Below are 14,781 nucleotides of genomic sequence, written 5' to 3'. Positions count from 1 at the left end.
GAAAGGTTGGGGAAGGTTCAACGACTAGGGCATACCACCTAAGCCATAAGGTATGGTGATGAAGCCCGTAGAGCACCGAATGGTGTTCGAAGTGCCCGGCCCTTAACAGGTAAAGCTGAGGGTGAAGATATAGTCTGGTCAACAGGGAAACCTGTTGTGGCGACGATGGCCAAAGAAATGATGGAGTACACCAAGATGAATATCCTCTCACAGGCTGCCAATTCCATGCTGGCTCAAGCCCAACAACAACCCCAAGGTGTTTTACAACTCCTCAGGTAATGTTGGCAGGGTCCCTTAAAGGGTAACCTTTAAGCGCAAATCGGGTGAATTGCTGGAACTTCCTAAAGAGCTGTCCTCCCTACAACGTAATCCGAAAGGGTAGACGTGACAGGCTGAAAAGCAGGGCAGATTGGATAATCAGCAGCCGAGCTCCTGTTCCGAAAGGATGGAGAAGGTTCAACGACTAGGACGTACCACCTAAACCCGGCCCCACCGGGTACGGTGATGAGGTCCGTAGGGGTAAGAGGTTCCCCGAAGCACCCGACAGCCATCAAACAAGATGGTTGAAGATATAGTCTGGCGGTTATCGAAAGATAACCGGTGGTCCGCAAGCAAACCAGCAACCTCAAAACGTACTGCAACTGCTCCGTTAACCAATCAATTAAAGAAAGGCCCCGGATTACCGGGGTCTTTTCATATAACAAATAACCGATCCCTTTTATTTATTAAATTAACAATTAAGGAGTATTGCCTTTTTAAAAATGAAGACAGAATTATATTGTTATTACTGCGATAAGGAATTTATTGCTAGCAAGGGAGCAAAAGGAGATCATATAATTCCAGATGCATTGGGTGGAAGAATAACATTTTTAAATGTTTGTAAGGAATGTAATGATCGACTCAATAGAGAAGCAGATCTTTATTTGATCAAGGAATATAAACCACTTACAATTTTATTTGGGATAAGGCCAGAGAAGAACAAAAAATATTCAAAAAATGAAATTGAATTTGATGATTTTTCTATCTTGGGTTTTTCAGGAAAAGTTCGAGCAACTTTATCAAGCAATGGTGTTAGAATAAAGAATCAAGTTATAGAATTAAATGATAAGCGAAAGATTAGAGTATTTCACGATAAAAAGCAAAAACACAAGTTTTTATCCAGTAACAAGTCGGATAAATTTGATGGTTATTATGTTCCAAACTCCGATGATATAGTATTAGGGACGGGTATGCAACATTGTTCTTCCGACCAAGAAAAAATGGTTATACGTTCATTAGTTAAATCATGTCTGAATTTAATTGGATTTAAAAGAGGTCTTACTTACTTAAAGGATTTAGAACTTAATCAAGCTAGAGAATTTGCTTTACATGGTACTAATTTTTCGGATATTGGTGTCAAGTTACCTATTGCACATTTGGATAAACAAATATATAAACAATTTAACCATGTCATAAGAATCTATAAGGAAGAAGATACACTAATGGGACTTGTCTTTTTGTTTGGTCAGCATGGCAGAAAAATCACATTGGCAAGGCCATTTAAAAAGGATTTTGATGATATTTTGCAGTATTTTTCATATACACCCCAAGAAAATTTTTAGTTAACGTGGCTCACCATGGGATTAGGATCAGCTTGTTTTTTTGCGCTAGCGTTATATTATCAGACAATATATTTACAGGGGGATGGTTCGAAAGCGCCGGGATAAACCGGCATAGAATAGGGGATGAAAGAGCCCTACGTGAAAGGATTAGCTGCACCATCACTGTTCGGGGAAATTCCGAAAGGGCTATTCACCCTTCCGAAATTTCCCATAAGGAGACTGACCTTCACCGCATTAAAGATTTAACTTGCTAGGTAGCCAGGGGGGGGTAGTCAGGGTAGTCAGGGGGACGGTTCCTGTGGCAGGTTACTATGATCTAAGGATTTGTTTATGCTCGGGAAGGTTTTGGGCCTAGCTGCGCTATTCCCAAAACCTTCCACAAGGGGTCTGTCCCTCGCTACGGTGATACGTTAATGTATTAAAGAGACGAGGGAATTCTTTTGATTTACACTGATGTAACCAAAAAGACAATTGAACTGGCAGACACCTGCCTGTATCCGTCTAACTTATTTCCAAGAAGGACCACAACCATGATAATTAATCACAATATTGCCGCACTGACAGCTTACAGAAACATGACCATAGCCGGTAACATGGTTACCAGAGCCATAGAGAAATTATCTTCGGGCCTCAGAAGTACCTGCGGTAGCAACTGTAATGGGTAAAGTTTCACGCACCAGCTGCCGGACTATTTCCTGGGCCTTGCTTTTCAATTCCCGAACCATAAGCTACACCTGCTAACCAACCCATCTCCATTTCTACACCATAGTTATTCTATATTTAGCCTTTCTTTTAAATCTGGTATAATAAGGGTAGTAGAACCTACCGGAGGGAGTGCCGGATTTGACAGAGATAAAAGGAATCAACCGAACTAACGATTACTTATTCAAAAGGATATTCGGCTCGGAAGAGGGCAAAGAAGCACTTATAGGTTTTCTTAACGCAGTGCTGAAACTATCGTCAGGGCAAGAATTAACATCAGTGGAGTTGCTGGATCGGGAGTTGGACCCCAAATACTTGCTGGACAAAGCCGCCAGACTTGATATTCTGGCCAAAACAGCAACCGGTACATTAGTGAATATAGAAGTACAGGTGGTAAATAAATACAATATTGACAAAAGAACTTTATTTTACTGGGCAGGGCTATATCACGGGCAATTGGGCAGTGGTAAAGACTTTATAAATCTCAGAAAAACTATCACCATTAACATACTCGGATTTAACTGGTTTGAAGATACCGGTAAATACCACTATACATTTCACATTAGGGAAGACCAAACAGGAGAGTTATTGAACGACGATTTGGAAATTCATTTCCTGGAGCTGAGGAAGATTACCGAACTGAAGCGCAAACCCTTGAATGACCTGGAGGAATGGCTGCTTTATCTCAACAATATTCAAGGAGAAGAAATGGAGGAAATCGCCATGGGAAACCCCGGAATTCGGAAAGCTTTGACCATTGAGCAGATCTTCTTGAAGAACAAGAAGGAGCGCAGGCTATACGAGCTTAGGGAAAAAGCTGTCAGGGATGAAATCTCCATGATAGCCGGTGCAAGGGCCGAGGGTGAGGCTAAAGGTAGGGCTGAAGGTAGGGCTGAAGGTAGGGCTGAAGGTAAAGTTGATGCTATCTGTACCTTTCTTAATGCGAGGTTTGGTGATGCTTCAAAAGGGTTACAGAGAAAAGTCAAGCATATCAACAAATTAGAGGCTTTAGATAGGATTATCAACAAGATTTATACCGCCGATTTATTAGAAGATGCTGAAGCCATCATAGATAATGCTGTAAAGTAAACCTGAGAACGCAATATAATAACGACCGGGAACAGAGGTGAAACGAATGATCGGGGAAATTCCAAAAGGGCTAACCGTCCTTCCGAAATTTCCCAAAAAGGGACTGACCCTCACCGCGTTAAAACATTAGCATACTAAACTACTTTTTGTCATCCGAATATACATAAACAAGGCATCCTAAATACTCTTGTAATCTATTATCTTTGTTAAAATGAGGAACATGTAGTGGACAAGCACATTGACATAATGAGGCGGATAATTGAACTGGCGGGAACCTGCCTGGAGGGCTTGGAGCATGCCAAGTCCAGGATGAACGAGGGTGACTTTGAAAACGGGATCATCATGCTGCATAATGTGCTGGATGGGTACTATCAGGTTGAGCTATTTCTCTACCATTAATCAAAGATCTTCTAGCTACCAACTGGAACCTTTAGATCAAGCCCTGCGCAATGCATTTGACCGGGTTGCTTACGCATACGAACAAGGGGAGCGTGCTAAGGCTATGGAATTTATGTAGTTCAGCGTGGTATCCAAATTCAAGAAGTGGCAGGCGGAATTGAACCGCTGTCTGCTGCCGTACATAGTGTCATAAGACAAATTAAAAGGTACTTGAATTTTCTAGGACGGTCTTAAGCAAACTTCTAATAAATCGAATGGTTATAATTGGAGGGAGACGGTAGAATGTTGCGGGCAGGAAGGATTGAATTTGATACTGACGATGCAAATTTGAATGCATTACGGATTAATTTACCAACCAAAGCTATGTTAGTGTTTGATAATCTAACTAATAATATTAAGAAAGAATATCCACAACTAAAGCGTGCTACTGGAAGTTGGTATATCAACTATGGAATTAATAAAAGGGTAATATTCTTCAAAGTTGAACCCGCTCCACAACATAGTTGTGTCTATATTGCGGTACACGATGAAGATTATCCACAATTGACTGAAGAATCAAGGTTACATGTATTATTGAAACCGCCAGGCTTGCAGCCTGGAAACTGGAAACGGCAGGCAACAGTAAAAGACAACTCTGACTTAAGATGGGCCTATAGACTTATTGAGGAAATCTATAACCTTGTTATGAGGCGCTACTATTAAGTATCTGGGTATCGGGGACATTTCTTAATTTGAAATAATTCCCTCTGACTTGTTTCCAAGAAGGTTTAAGATTATGAGAATCAACCACAATATAGCCGCACTGACTGCTTACAGAAACATGGCCATAGCCGGTAACATGGTTACCAGAGCCATAGAAAGATTATCTTCAGGTCTCAGAATAAACCGCGCGGCGGACGATCCCGCCGGTCTGGCCATCAGTGAGAGAATGTGGGCACAGATCAGGGGCTTGCAGCAGGCCAGCCGGAATGCCCAGGATGGTATCTCCATGATCCAAACCGTCGAGGGTGCTTTAAACGAGACCCACGCTATGATACAGCGAATCAGGGAACTTGTGATACAAGGGCACAGCGGAACATTAAGCGATGCTGACAAAAGAACTATTCAGCAAGAAATTGACTAGCTTATTGAGGAAATCGGGGGAGTATCAAACAGAACAGAGTTTAATACAAGGAAGCTCCTCGATGGCAGTTGTGACTCCGATGCGAGCAAGGGACTTTGGCTTCAGCTGGGGGCTAATGCCGGACAGGGGATGTACATACAGTTTCACAACATGAGTGCCGACATATTGGGGGCCAGTGCGGATCAGGATTTTGCTCTGAGTGCGGTCAATATACTAAATAACTCCTATGATGACAACATTGCCGTTGTCAATCAGGCCCTTGAGGACTTTTACAGCGAGAGGGGTAGGATGGGCGCTTACATAAACCGCCTTGAGCATACTGCTGGATGAGAATAGAAAAACGCCGTACAGATTTGATCCCGTGTGGCGCTACTCTATTTGCCGAACAAATCGCTGTGAGAGCCGGTACGTACCAGTGTCAGCACAAGAATGTCATTTTCAATCCGGTATACAAGCAACCAGTTACTTTGAATGTGACATTCCCGGTGCCCCACCCAATTCCCGTATAGCGCATGGTCGCGGTTTTTTTCCGGCAGCGGTTCACTCCTGGAAAGCAGGCGAATGATATCGTCCAGCAAATTGATGTTACGCCCGCGCTTCATTGCCAGCTTGTAGTCCTTCTTGAATTGTGTTGTCCAAACAATGTCCAGTTTCATCTTTTAAGCTCCCTCAACGCTTCCTCTACATCGCTATAGCGTTTTGCGTTGGGGTCGCGGGCAACACGTTCGGCTTCCTGCATAGCAGCGATGGTAACGGCGTTCGGTGTGTTGATCGTCACCTCGAACGGGAAACCGCCGACCCGAAGCGACTGTCTTAAAAACACGTTGATGGCTGTTGTGAGATTCATGCCAAGCTCTCCGTAAAGTGCCTCGCACTGCTTCTTGATTTCGCTGTCCATTCGGACGCTGAAATTCGTCGTGTTGGCCACGATAATCAACTCCTTTCGCAATCCATTGCATACATATTATATGCCAATTGCATTGCAGTATCAACTCTTTAGCAAGAAATATACAAGAGACACCCGAGCAAACACTAAAACAGTGTGTAAGTATAGTGCAGGAAGTTGAAGACAAGGCACTGCAGCAGGATCTGCTGGCGGTTATGGCCATAATGGCCGGCGGAAGATTCTAGGGCCATTGGATGATAAAAAAGGGGGGGGGCATAAAATGAGTGCTACAGAATTTATACGTTCTATAATAAACAATAGACCTTGGGAGCCAAAACAATCTACTTTAAACAAATTAGTTCAAGGATATGTCCAAGTTAATAGTTATGAAGCTAATAGTATTGAAACGTCAAGAAAAGAAATCATTGATGCCATTAAGGAATTGCAATACAAGGGAGAAATAAAAATATTAGCCGGCCTTGGATGGGCAACAGGTGATGTTGAGTTTATTTTTCAGGCAAATGAATAAATCCACACCTTCCACATCAGGGAGGATGAGACAGGAAAGTTATTGAACGATGATCTGGAAATTTATTTCCTAGATTTGGAGTAGGTTACCAAGCTAAAGCGCAAGCCACAGAATGGCTTGGAAGAATGGTTGCTTTATCTCAACAATATTCAAGGAGAAGAAATGGAGGAAATCGCCATGGGAAACCCCGGAATTCGGAAAGCTTTGACCATTGAGCAGATCTTCTTGAAGAACAAGAAGGAGCGCAGGCTCTACGAGCTTAGGGAAAAGGCTGTCAGGGATGAAATCTCAATGCTAGCCGGCGCAAAAGCCGAGGGTAAAGCTGAGGGTAGAGCTGATGCCATCTGTACATTTCTTGATGTAAGGTACACATTTAGCTCATCTACAATTAATGTGCAGCGCTTAAGGGAAGCCGCCACATACGCACCGGGTGATTGTTATATAGTCTATTTTAAAGTGACCGGTAACAGGAAAAGCCCAGATAGAAAGAGTAATAGAGCATTACCAGCAGGCCAAACAAGACCCGGCTGAAGAAGCCCTCTTCAAACAGCTGCGTTTGAACATCTGCATTTGGGCTCCTCCTTAAAGCAGATTTTTATTGTATTTTACAGCACTTTGACGCCCAGTTGTCCTGTTTTACAGAAATTTAACCTATGTTAAAAAAAGGTTAATGGCTTGTTAACTTGGAGTTGCAAAAAAAAATCATTATACCAGTATTTTTGCAGGATTTTTACAATATTTACAGAAAAATTTAACCATTGAATGTATTACTAAATATGTGCAGTGGGGTGGTTTTTTGAGTGACGAGAACAATAATGTTTTGCTCATAATTACTGACGATAAAATGAAAGCTTTTTTTACCGTCAGAGACCCTGAATCAGTTAATAAAGAGTTAATTGATAAACTGGTGCGCGATAAAGGGGTAAAGTATGGGATTGATAAGCAGGTATTGGATGATTTAATTAAATCCCCAAGTGAAGGTACATTTTTGTTTGCCACAGGCACGCCTCCCAAGGAGGGACAGGATGGTTACGTACAATACCTTTTCAGTTCCCGGGTGGTCAGGTCAAACGAACAGGACCAGCAAAACGTTGATTTCAGGGAAGTATTTAATGTTCCATCGGTAACCGCCAATACGGTGTTGGCTGTTTATCATCCGGCGGTCAAAGGGGAAGACGGTCGGATGGTGACCGGACAGGTCATTGCCGCCCGCAAAGTTGTGGAACTGACACTGCGGGCCGCCAAAGGAACGGTTTTATCCAATGACGGCATGATGGTATCCAGCCAAATTAACGGCCGCCCCCGGACACAAAAAAAAGGGAATAATGTTATTGTGGGTGTGGATGCCGTTTACCAGCATGAAGGTGATGTGGATATTAAATCGGGCAACTTGCGTTTTCATGGTGATGTTACCGTAACCGGCAATGTTATGGATAACATGATCGTGGATGTGCAAGGCAACCTGAGGGTACAGGGCTTTATATCCAGATCCAATATAAAAGTTAAAGGCAGTTTGGAAGTAATAAAGGTGGTTACCGCCGGGAAGATTGTGGCCGGTGGTTCCACGGTTTCATTAAGCGCGGTGGAAAAAGAATTGCGAAAAATAGAACAGAGCATTAACAGCCTGAATGCCGCGACCCTGCAGCTAATGGGCAAACTGAGGCAAACCAGGCCAAATATCCAATACGGGCAGGTTGTTATGACCTTGCTGGATAAAAAGTTTAACTATATTGGCAGACAGGTGCGCGGTCTGGTTGAATTAGTTAACAAACAAAAGCAAAAGCCACCCGAAGAAGTACAAGACGCAATTCAGGCGCTGAACCGGATTAGCGGTTTCAAAGCTCTGGCTTTGCAAAACCTGGACGAGGTGCAAAAAAACGTAGCGTCTGCGCTGGCGCTGTTGGACTCTTTAAGTCACGAATCTGCCCATATTGTTGCCAACAGCGTTTGGAATTCGGAAATTGAAGCCACCGGTGACATAAAAATAACCGGGCAGGGGGCATTTAACTCCCGGTTGAATTCCTTGGGCACTATTACCATAAACGGTGTATTACGGGGTGGCGATATGTATGCCCAAAAAGGCATCAATGCGGGTGAAATTGGCGGTCCCATGGGCATAACCACGACGGTCCGTACCGAAAAGGGCTGTCTGATTAAAGCCAGGCAGGTATATGTCGGCACTGTTTTGCAAATTGGTTCCTATACTTACAAAGTAAACCGGGAAAACAGCATGGTGCTGGCCAGACTTAATGAAAAAGGTGAAATAGTTTTGCATTGACCTGAAAAAAATAGCTTATCAATTTGCTTGAGCTGATTGCTTAAAAAAGAGTCCTCAAATAAGCCCTTCAAGTATTGATACTCGACGGAGTTTCGGAATTCTTTAATATCAAGTGCGCCGGATTCTGCTATGGTGTTAATGACGGTTTGCAATAATTCCTCGAATAACTCCCATAGCCGTTCGGCCACATTTTTTCAATAAGTTCGTCCTTGATAACCTCAAACAATCCGCTTTTAATGTCGCCAGCAATTGCTTGGCGTTCATGTCTTCCCCGTTGTAACTGTAATATCGTTTACTTATTCAAAAGGATATTCGGCTCGGAAGAGGGCAAAGATGCACTCATAAGTTTTCTTAACGCAGTGCTGAAGCCATCTCCGGGACAGGAACTGACTTCAGTGAAGTTGCTGGACCGGGAATTGGACCCCAAATACTTGCTGGATAAAGCCGCCAGACTTGATATTCTGGCCAAAACAGCAACCGGGACATTAGTGAATATAGAAATACAGGTGGTAAATAAATACAATACTGACAAAAGAACTTTATTTTACTGGGCAGGGCTATATCACGGACAATTGGGCAGTGGCGAAGACTTTATATATCTCAGAAAAACTATCACCATTAACATACTCGGCTTTAACTGGTTTGAAGATACCGGTAAATACCACTATACATTTCACATTAGGGAAGACCAAACAGGAGAGTTATTGAACGATGATTTGGAAATTCATTTCCTGGAGCTGAGGAAGATTACCGAGCTGAAGCGCAAACCCTTGAATAACCTGGAGGAATGGCTGCTTTATCTTAACAATATTCAAGGAGAAGAAATGGAGGAAATCGCCATGGGAAACCCCGGAATTCGGAAAGCTTTGACCATTGAGCAGATCTTCTTGAAGAACAAGAAGGAGCGCAGGCTCTACGAACTTAGGGAAAAGGCTGTCAGGGATGAAATCTCAATGCTAGCCGGCGCAAAAGCTGAGGGTAAAGCTGAGGGTAGAGCTGATGCCATCTATACATTTCTTGATGTAAGGTTTGGTGAGGCCTCAAAGGGTTTACAGAGAAAAGTAAGGTCTATCAGTAAATTAGAAGTTTTAGACAGGATTATTAACAAGATTTATACTGCCGAATCGTTGGATGATGCCGAGGCCATCATAGATAATGCTGTAAAGTAAACCTGAGAACGCAATATAATAACGACCGGGAACAGAGGTGAAACGAATGGACATAGAGGCGCTGTCGATAATCAAGAGTATGAATCGTGGGTTAAATATCAAAAGAAATATACTTATGCTGATGATATTTCCTGGGGTGACCTAAAAAATGCGGTATTTCAACTATGGAATATGAAGGATTTTAAATAATTAATTAACGATATCTAAAAAAGAGCCGGGTGCTCGTAATATCTAAAAAAGAAGATTGCCATTACGGCGGCTTTCGTCGTTTTGCAAACACGCTCAAGTTGCTAACGGTCAGAGGCATCCCTTGGCTTACAAGCAGAGGTAAAGAAAATCAATGATGTAATTATATTAGATGAGATCATTAACAATATTTATACCGCCATTAGCTTGGATGAAGCATGGGCTATAGTAAAGGGAGCAGTAAAAATAATCCAGTGCTCGGGGAGGCTTCGGGCCTGGCTTGCGCCAGTTCTTTTTTAAAAGTCCATTGCCACATAAGCAACGGCACCCATTATTTGTAACATCATTAAAAGAAGCGTTATGTCGCACCCTATTTCTAAGCTAGAAGTTACAGGTTTATTATTACCTATCCGCGATTATTCGCTTGATCATCGATAATAATGCAGGCAAAGATTCGCGCGCTGTCTTCCAGACGATTTTAAGATCAACACGAAAATACTCATGCACCATGATATTGCGCAGACCTTTCATCTCAAACCACGGCACTTCTGAATACTTGGACTGAATGTCATCAGGAATGTGTTTTGCTGCTTCTCCGATGATCTCAAAGTTTCTTACTACGGTGTCTACTGCCATGTTGTTCGCGACAAAATCTTCAAAGGTTAGGTTAGTGGTATACTGCTGGATTTTCTCAATTGATTCCAGTATGTCATAGAGGTATAGACGTGCGTTTCTCGTCATATGTATAGTACCTCCTGTAGAACTATGTCTTTTATTATTGGTTTTAACGCATCCGGAGTAACCAAGTCCACTTTTCGACCAAGAATCTCTGTCAAATGAGACTGCAACCTGATGAAGTGAAACAAATCAACGTAGTCGCTAAATTCCACTAGTATATCAACGTCACTCGATTCTTTAGCTTCGCCACGGGCATACGAGCCGAAAATACCCAGCTTAGAAACCCTATAGGTATCACGTAATTCTGACATATGTTCTCGTATACAATCCGCTGGATTCACATTAATTCCTCCATTCGTTACGTCCTAGGATATATAAATACCTTTAGAAATATCTTTTGCTAAAGTTCGTAAATATATATTTAATGCTAATAAACTTTAAAAAATTCGATTTAATCTACTAAATTATGGTATATAGCAAAAATATCATGTCCACATGCGTTTGTCAATTAAAAAAATGGTTAGAAGAAATGGAGAAAATCGCCATGGGAAACCCCGGAATTCGGAAAGCTTTGACCATTGAGCAGATCTTCTTGAAGAACAAGAAGGAGCGCAGGCTATACGAGCTTAGGGAAAAAGCTGTCAGGGATGAAATCTCCATGATAGCCGGTGCAAGGGCCGAGGGTGAGGCTAAAGGTAGGGCTGAAGGTAGGGCTGAAGGTAAAGTTGATGCTATCTGTACCTTTCTTGATGCGAGGTTTGGTGATGCTTCACAGGGTTTACAGAGGAAAGTCAGATATATTAACAAATTAGAGGCTTTAGATAAGGTTATTGAAAAGATTTATACTGCCGAATCGTTGGATGATGCCGAGGCCATTATAGATAATAAATATTAAAGGGGTCAGGCATTCATTTGGTCAGCAGAAATGAGATAGGGCCAAGGCTCTGAAATGATGCAGTTAGTGTGATACCTGCTTGAATTGAATTGATTTGCCGGTACAACCCTGCAGCATTGGAGTGATAAACAGACTATGACAAACGAAGATTACCTCCGGCAGCAACTGGAGTGGGTAAAGTTTAGAGCGGCGGCCTTGGAGGAGATCGAAGCTAAGCTGCTGAAAATGAGAATATTGGCAATATTAGCCAGGGATAACAAAATGACTCCGGTTGAAACCTGGGATATTAACACAATGCTACACGATCTGCAGAAGGAAGCCACCCAGCTGGACGAGCAAAGTAGGGTATTTTGGTCAGACTACCAGTAACCGCATTTTCAACAAAGATACACAATAACGAATGAGGAATGGAGGTGATTACGAATGGACATAGCGGCGCTGTCGATAATCAAGAACCAGGTCCAGTTGAAGCAGGACGTAGGTATTACCGTATTGAAGAAGGCCATGGACACAGCAGAACAGGGAAGCACATTGGTGAATCAAATGTTTGATAAGGTTCATCAGGGGAATATTGCGACCCAGGCCAAACTGCCCCATTTGGGCAATAATATCAACACCCTTGCGTAGCATTATCAACAAGAGTGCTCGAGGAAGTTTTTGGGCCTGGCTTGCGCCATTCCCAAAAACTTCCTAAAGGGGACAGCCCCCCACTCGGTTAACACATTAACGAACTAAAGGACTGAGGTTCAGGACAAGAATAGCCGGGAGTTCTCATGTAGTCACTTAGCTATTTTTCCGTAAAATAATACTCATTATCGGAATATAATTATATAGGGAATGTTCTAAGTAAGGTTATTCAGGTTGATTACCTTCAATTCATCTACTTTGTACAGATCACTATCATTCGATATAAAGACATCGGCTTCTCCAACCAAAGCGGTGGCGGCAAATATTGCATCAGGTGTTTTTAAACCATACCGTGCTCTTAGCCAAGCTGCCCGCTCGCTTACAACGGCATTCACGTCAAGAATACAAAAATTGGGGAAATAACGGAATAATAACTTATATTCATTGGCCAGTGTATAATCTCCCGTTTTATATGGTTTGGTCAGCACTTCCGTTAGGGAGAGAGCAGATGTTATGCCCCTAACAGATCCTGACTCGATAAGGTCAAAAATATCTCTGGCTGCCGTGAAAAACTGGTGGTTTTGTTCTAGTAGATAAATGATAATGTTGGTATCAAGCGCGACCTTTTCGACATCTCGGAGTAACTGTTCTATACTCCCCATTCCCTGGCGCGCTCCTTTTTCAGTGTTTCAACCCCGTTTTTCCATAGGTGTTTCCCCAACCCGGATAGTTGGCTCGTAAAATTAAATGGTCTCTTGATCACCGTCATGGTTTTACTATTCTCGTCAAATTCCCACAGCAATATATCACCTACGTTAAGCCTCGCCCTGTCGCGAATAAATGCAGGCAGAGTAACCTGAAATTTTTCCCTAACCACAGACTCTTTATCTCTTAATTCATTTTGTGGGTGTTCCATGCTCATCCTACCACCTCCAATAGATGTTAGATAAATTATAACCTATTTCCTACAAAATTGCTCGGGAAAATTCGGAACAACCAGGGGGACGGTTCTCGTGAGACAACCAGGGGGACGGTTCTCGTGACAGGTGAACCCATCCTGAAAATGGTATATAATAGTCTTGATTCAAAGTTGAATAAGGGTGAGTATGAATGCCAAGAACAGCCAGGAAAAAAAGTAAGACAGGTATTTACCATGTAATATTACGAGGAATTAACAGGCAAACCATCTTTGAATGTGAAGAAGATGCCCTAAAGTTCATACAAACTTTGGGAAAGTACCTAAAAGATGGCGGATATTCATTATATGCCTACTGCTTGATGGGTAACCATATACACCTCTTAATGAAGGAGGAAAAAGAAGATTTAGGCACCAGCATAAAACGCATCGGGGCCAGTTATGTTTATTGGTATAACTGGAAGTATGAGCGAATTGGTCATCTCTTTCAAGACCGCTATAAAAGCGAAAAGGTGGAGAATGGTAAATACTTTCTGGCAGTTCTACGATACATTCATCAAAACCCCTTCAAAGCAGGATTAGTTAAAGAACTGGCAGACTATCCATGGAGCAGTTTCAATGAGTATATAGGTGAAAGCAAACTAATCGACACCAACTTTGTACTAAATATGTTTAGTAATGACAGGTCTAAGGCTATTGATGCATTTAAGAAGTTTCATGCCGTCGAGGGACAGGAAACATTCCTTGATATTGATGAAAAGAAGAAATGGAAAGACTCCGATGCCATTGAATTGATTAAAAGCATTTGCCACGTGACGAGCTGCAAAGAAGTACAGAAACTGGACAAAAAAGAGCAAAGTCACTATTTTAAACTGCTATATCAAGAAGGTTTATCCGCGAGGCAAATTGCTCGGATAACGGGTATCGGCAGATGGATGGTTCTAAAAGCAATTAACAATTGAGAAATAGTAGGATTTTGCCGGTTGATAAATGGGATTATCAGCTATTTCAAAAGCTGCTGAAAAAACCTCTAACTCGTTTTAAAGAAGGACTTATTGATATGAGAATTAACCATAATATTGCCGCACTGACTGCCTACAATGACAATGGTTATTTACATAATTGATTTGACAGTATAGCCTTATAGCATTGGAGTGATAAAACTGACCATACCCAACGAAGATTACCTGCGGCAGCAACTGGAATGGGTCAAATATAGGGCGGCTGCCTTAGACGAGATCGAAGTTAAGCTAAGGGAAATGAAGGAACTGGCGGTATTTGCAAGGGACAACGAACTGACCCCGGTGGAAGCACGGGAGATTAACGCTAAGCTGCATGAGCTGCAGAGAGAAATCACCGAACTGGACGAGCAAAGCGGGGTATTCTGGTTGGACTACCAGTAACGCCTAGTGTTTTGGATACTCCCTAATCAATCTGCCAAGAGAACCGTCCCCTTGGCTGCTTCCCTTGGCTGCTTGGCCACCCTGGCTGCCAGATGGTTGCAGATGGTTTGGGCTGCCTCTATTGAAAGTATTAACTGGTATTTAGAACCGGACATTAATATTTCGTCGCTCAAAAAATCATCCATATTAGTACCGGCTATTTTATTCATCAAGGCAAGGGATTTTTTTATATCAGATATTTTATCCAGTATAAGATTTTGGTTTATAAATAAGTTATTGCCGTAGTGCATCATTTTGCCC

The 14,781-nt window shown here is 42.3% G+C and carries 21 protein-coding genes and 3 pseudogenes; 16 read left to right on the top strand and 8 right to left on the bottom strand.

What is annotated here, in order from left to right; translation table 11 throughout:
- Nucleotides 1–165: 165 nt before the first annotated feature.
- The 7 genes and pseudogenes from DESGI_RS23820 to DESGI_RS25690 form a co-directional block, all read left to right on the top strand.
- Nucleotides 166–279, top strand: a pseudogene (locus DESGI_RS23820) (flagellin); the annotation flags it as partial.
- Between the two features lie 482 nt (nucleotides 280–761).
- Nucleotides 762–1,601 (top strand): HNH endonuclease, encoded by an 840-nt coding sequence (locus DESGI_RS10805; RefSeq protein ID WP_006522135.1) that lies wholly within the window; start codon nucleotides 762–764, stop codon nucleotides 1,599–1,601.
- Between the two features lie 843 nt (nucleotides 1,602–2,444).
- Nucleotides 2,445–3,392 (top strand): Rpn family recombination-promoting nuclease/putative transposase, encoded by a 948-nt coding sequence (locus tag DESGI_RS10800; RefSeq protein ID WP_006522132.1) that lies wholly within the window; start codon nucleotides 2,445–2,447, stop codon nucleotides 3,390–3,392.
- A 225-nt stretch (nucleotides 3,393–3,617) separates the two neighbouring features.
- Nucleotides 3,618–3,791 carry a DUF8042 domain-containing protein gene (locus tag DESGI_RS25175; RefSeq protein ID WP_006522131.1) on the top strand — a complete coding sequence of 58 codons (174 nt, stop codon included), beginning with the start codon at nucleotides 3,618–3,620 and terminating at the stop codon, nucleotides 3,789–3,791.
- A gap of 282 nt (nucleotides 3,792–4,073) precedes the next feature.
- The gene (locus tag DESGI_RS10795) at nucleotides 4,074–4,493 is read left to right on the top strand and encodes a hypothetical protein (protein ID WP_006522130.1); all 420 of its coding nucleotides are present in this window, start codon (nucleotides 4,074–4,076) and stop codon (nucleotides 4,491–4,493) included.
- 73 nt (nucleotides 4,494–4,566) lie between these two features.
- Complete coding sequence (locus DESGI_RS25695; protein WP_006522129.1) at nucleotides 4,567–4,914, top strand: flagellin N-terminal helical domain-containing protein; 348 nt, start codon at nucleotides 4,567–4,569, stop codon at nucleotides 4,912–4,914.
- A 129-nt stretch (nucleotides 4,915–5,043) separates the two neighbouring features.
- The gene (locus DESGI_RS25690; RefSeq protein WP_052543940.1) at nucleotides 5,044–5,244 is read left to right on the top strand and encodes a flagellin family protein; all 201 of its coding nucleotides are present in this window, start codon (nucleotides 5,044–5,046) and stop codon (nucleotides 5,242–5,244) included.
- Between the two features lie 44 nt (nucleotides 5,245–5,288).
- On the opposite strand, the gene DESGI_RS10785 is transcribed toward DESGI_RS25690, so the two are convergent.
- Nucleotides 5,289–5,570 (bottom strand): type II toxin-antitoxin system YafQ family toxin, encoded by a 282-nt coding sequence (locus DESGI_RS10785; RefSeq protein WP_006522127.1) that lies wholly within the window; start codon nucleotides 5,568–5,570, stop codon nucleotides 5,289–5,291.
- Nucleotides 5,567–5,842, bottom strand: coding sequence for a type II toxin-antitoxin system RelB/DinJ family antitoxin (locus tag DESGI_RS10780; RefSeq protein ID WP_006522126.1), 276 nt, complete (start codon nucleotides 5,840–5,842; stop codon nucleotides 5,567–5,569). The genes DESGI_RS10785 and DESGI_RS10780 overlap by 4 nt, the downstream gene beginning before the upstream one ends.
- Before the next feature lie 238 nt (nucleotides 5,843–6,080).
- Between DESGI_RS10780 and DESGI_RS10775 the strand changes: the two genes are divergently transcribed.
- The 3 genes and pseudogenes from DESGI_RS10775 to DESGI_RS10765 all read left to right on the top strand — a co-directional run bounded on the left by DESGI_RS10775 (nucleotide 6,081) and on the right by DESGI_RS10765 (nucleotide 8,607).
- On the top strand, nucleotides 6,081–6,329 hold the full coding sequence (locus DESGI_RS10775; protein ID WP_006522125.1) for a hypothetical protein: 249 nt from the start codon (nucleotides 6,081–6,083) through the stop codon (nucleotides 6,327–6,329).
- A gap of 102 nt (nucleotides 6,330–6,431) precedes the next feature.
- Nucleotides 6,432–6,860 (top strand): annotated as a pseudogene (locus DESGI_RS25685) (PD-(D/E)XK nuclease family transposase); the annotation flags it as partial.
- A gap of 265 nt (nucleotides 6,861–7,125) precedes the next feature.
- A complete protein-coding gene (locus DESGI_RS10765; RefSeq protein ID WP_006522123.1) occupies nucleotides 7,126–8,607 on the top strand; it encodes a flagellar assembly protein A in 1,482 nt (493 codons plus the stop codon).
- A gap of 29 nt (nucleotides 8,608–8,636) precedes the next feature.
- Here DESGI_RS10765 and DESGI_RS26630 read toward each other — a convergent pair.
- Nucleotides 8,637–8,839, bottom strand: a pseudogene (locus DESGI_RS26630) (IS4 family transposase); the annotation flags it as partial.
- 4 nt (nucleotides 8,840–8,843) lie between these two features.
- On the opposite strand from DESGI_RS26630, the gene DESGI_RS10760 reads away from it, so the two are divergent.
- The gene (locus tag DESGI_RS10760; RefSeq protein WP_006522122.1) at nucleotides 8,844–9,776 is read left to right on the top strand and encodes an Rpn family recombination-promoting nuclease/putative transposase; all 933 of its coding nucleotides are present in this window, start codon (nucleotides 8,844–8,846) and stop codon (nucleotides 9,774–9,776) included.
- Between the two features lie 588 nt (nucleotides 9,777–10,364).
- Here DESGI_RS10760 and DESGI_RS10755 read toward each other — a convergent pair.
- Nucleotides 10,365–10,703 carry a HepT-like ribonuclease domain-containing protein gene (locus DESGI_RS10755; RefSeq protein WP_006522120.1) on the bottom strand — a complete coding sequence of 113 codons (339 nt, stop codon included), beginning with the start codon at nucleotides 10,701–10,703 and terminating at the stop codon, nucleotides 10,365–10,367.
- Nucleotides 10,700–10,951, bottom strand: a complete 252-nt coding sequence (locus DESGI_RS10750) for a nucleotidyltransferase family protein (RefSeq protein WP_052544019.1) — start codon at nucleotides 10,949–10,951, stop codon at nucleotides 10,700–10,702. Before DESGI_RS10750 ends, DESGI_RS10755 begins: the two co-directional genes overlap by 4 nt.
- A gap of 218 nt (nucleotides 10,952–11,169) precedes the next feature.
- Here DESGI_RS10750 and DESGI_RS10745 point away from each other — a divergent pair, with 218 nt between their 5' ends.
- The 3 genes from DESGI_RS10745 (at nucleotide 11,170) to DESGI_RS10735 (ending at nucleotide 12,162) form a co-directional block, all read left to right on the top strand.
- Nucleotides 11,170–11,535 carry a hypothetical protein gene (locus tag DESGI_RS10745; protein WP_041284855.1) on the top strand — a complete coding sequence of 122 codons (366 nt, stop codon included), beginning with the start codon at nucleotides 11,170–11,172 and terminating at the stop codon, nucleotides 11,533–11,535.
- A 135-nt stretch (nucleotides 11,536–11,670) separates the two neighbouring features.
- A complete protein-coding gene (locus tag DESGI_RS10740; protein WP_006522117.1) occupies nucleotides 11,671–11,904 on the top strand; it encodes a hypothetical protein in 234 nt (77 codons plus the stop codon).
- Between the two features lie 54 nt (nucleotides 11,905–11,958).
- The gene (locus tag DESGI_RS10735; protein ID WP_006522116.1) at nucleotides 11,959–12,162 is read left to right on the top strand and encodes a YjfB family protein; all 204 of its coding nucleotides are present in this window, start codon (nucleotides 11,959–11,961) and stop codon (nucleotides 12,160–12,162) included.
- 215 nt (nucleotides 12,163–12,377) lie between these two features.
- Here DESGI_RS10735 and DESGI_RS10730 read toward each other — a convergent pair whose 3' ends face one another.
- On the bottom strand, nucleotides 12,378–12,824 hold the full coding sequence (locus tag DESGI_RS10730; RefSeq protein ID WP_006522115.1) for a type II toxin-antitoxin system VapC family toxin: 447 nt from the start codon (nucleotides 12,822–12,824) through the stop codon (nucleotides 12,378–12,380).
- Nucleotides 12,812–13,084: an AbrB/MazE/SpoVT family DNA-binding domain-containing protein gene (locus DESGI_RS10725; RefSeq protein ID WP_006522114.1), complete on the bottom strand. Its 273-nt coding sequence runs from the start codon at nucleotides 13,082–13,084 to the stop codon at nucleotides 12,812–12,814. Before DESGI_RS10725 ends, DESGI_RS10730 begins: the two co-directional genes overlap by 13 nt.
- Nucleotides 13,085–13,272: 188 nt before the next feature.
- On the opposite strand from DESGI_RS10725, the gene DESGI_RS10720 reads away from it, so the two are divergent.
- Both DESGI_RS10720 and DESGI_RS10715 read left to right on the top strand, forming a co-directional pair.
- Nucleotides 13,273–14,040, top strand: a complete 768-nt coding sequence (locus DESGI_RS10720) for a transposase (RefSeq protein ID WP_006522113.1) — start codon at nucleotides 13,273–13,275, stop codon at nucleotides 14,038–14,040.
- A gap of 192 nt (nucleotides 14,041–14,232) precedes the next feature.
- The gene (locus DESGI_RS10715) at nucleotides 14,233–14,481 is read left to right on the top strand and encodes a hypothetical protein (RefSeq protein WP_006522111.1); all 249 of its coding nucleotides are present in this window, start codon (nucleotides 14,233–14,235) and stop codon (nucleotides 14,479–14,481) included.
- A gap of 26 nt (nucleotides 14,482–14,507) precedes the next feature.
- Here DESGI_RS10715 and DESGI_RS10710 read toward each other — a convergent pair whose 3' ends face one another.
- Nucleotides 14,508–14,774 carry a HepT-like ribonuclease domain-containing protein gene (locus DESGI_RS10710; protein ID WP_006522110.1) on the bottom strand — a complete coding sequence of 89 codons (267 nt, stop codon included), beginning with the start codon at nucleotides 14,772–14,774 and terminating at the stop codon, nucleotides 14,508–14,510.
- Nucleotides 14,775–14,781 lie beyond the last annotated feature (7 nt).

It is taken from the genome of Desulfoscipio gibsoniae DSM 7213 (assembly GCF_000233715.2).
In the GTDB taxonomy this organism is placed as follows: domain Bacteria; phylum Bacillota; class Desulfotomaculia; order Desulfotomaculales; family Desulfallaceae; genus Sporotomaculum; species Sporotomaculum gibsoniae.
The sequence above is the reverse complement of the archived record's forward strand: the minus strand, read 5'-3'. Positions and strand labels throughout refer to the sequence as shown.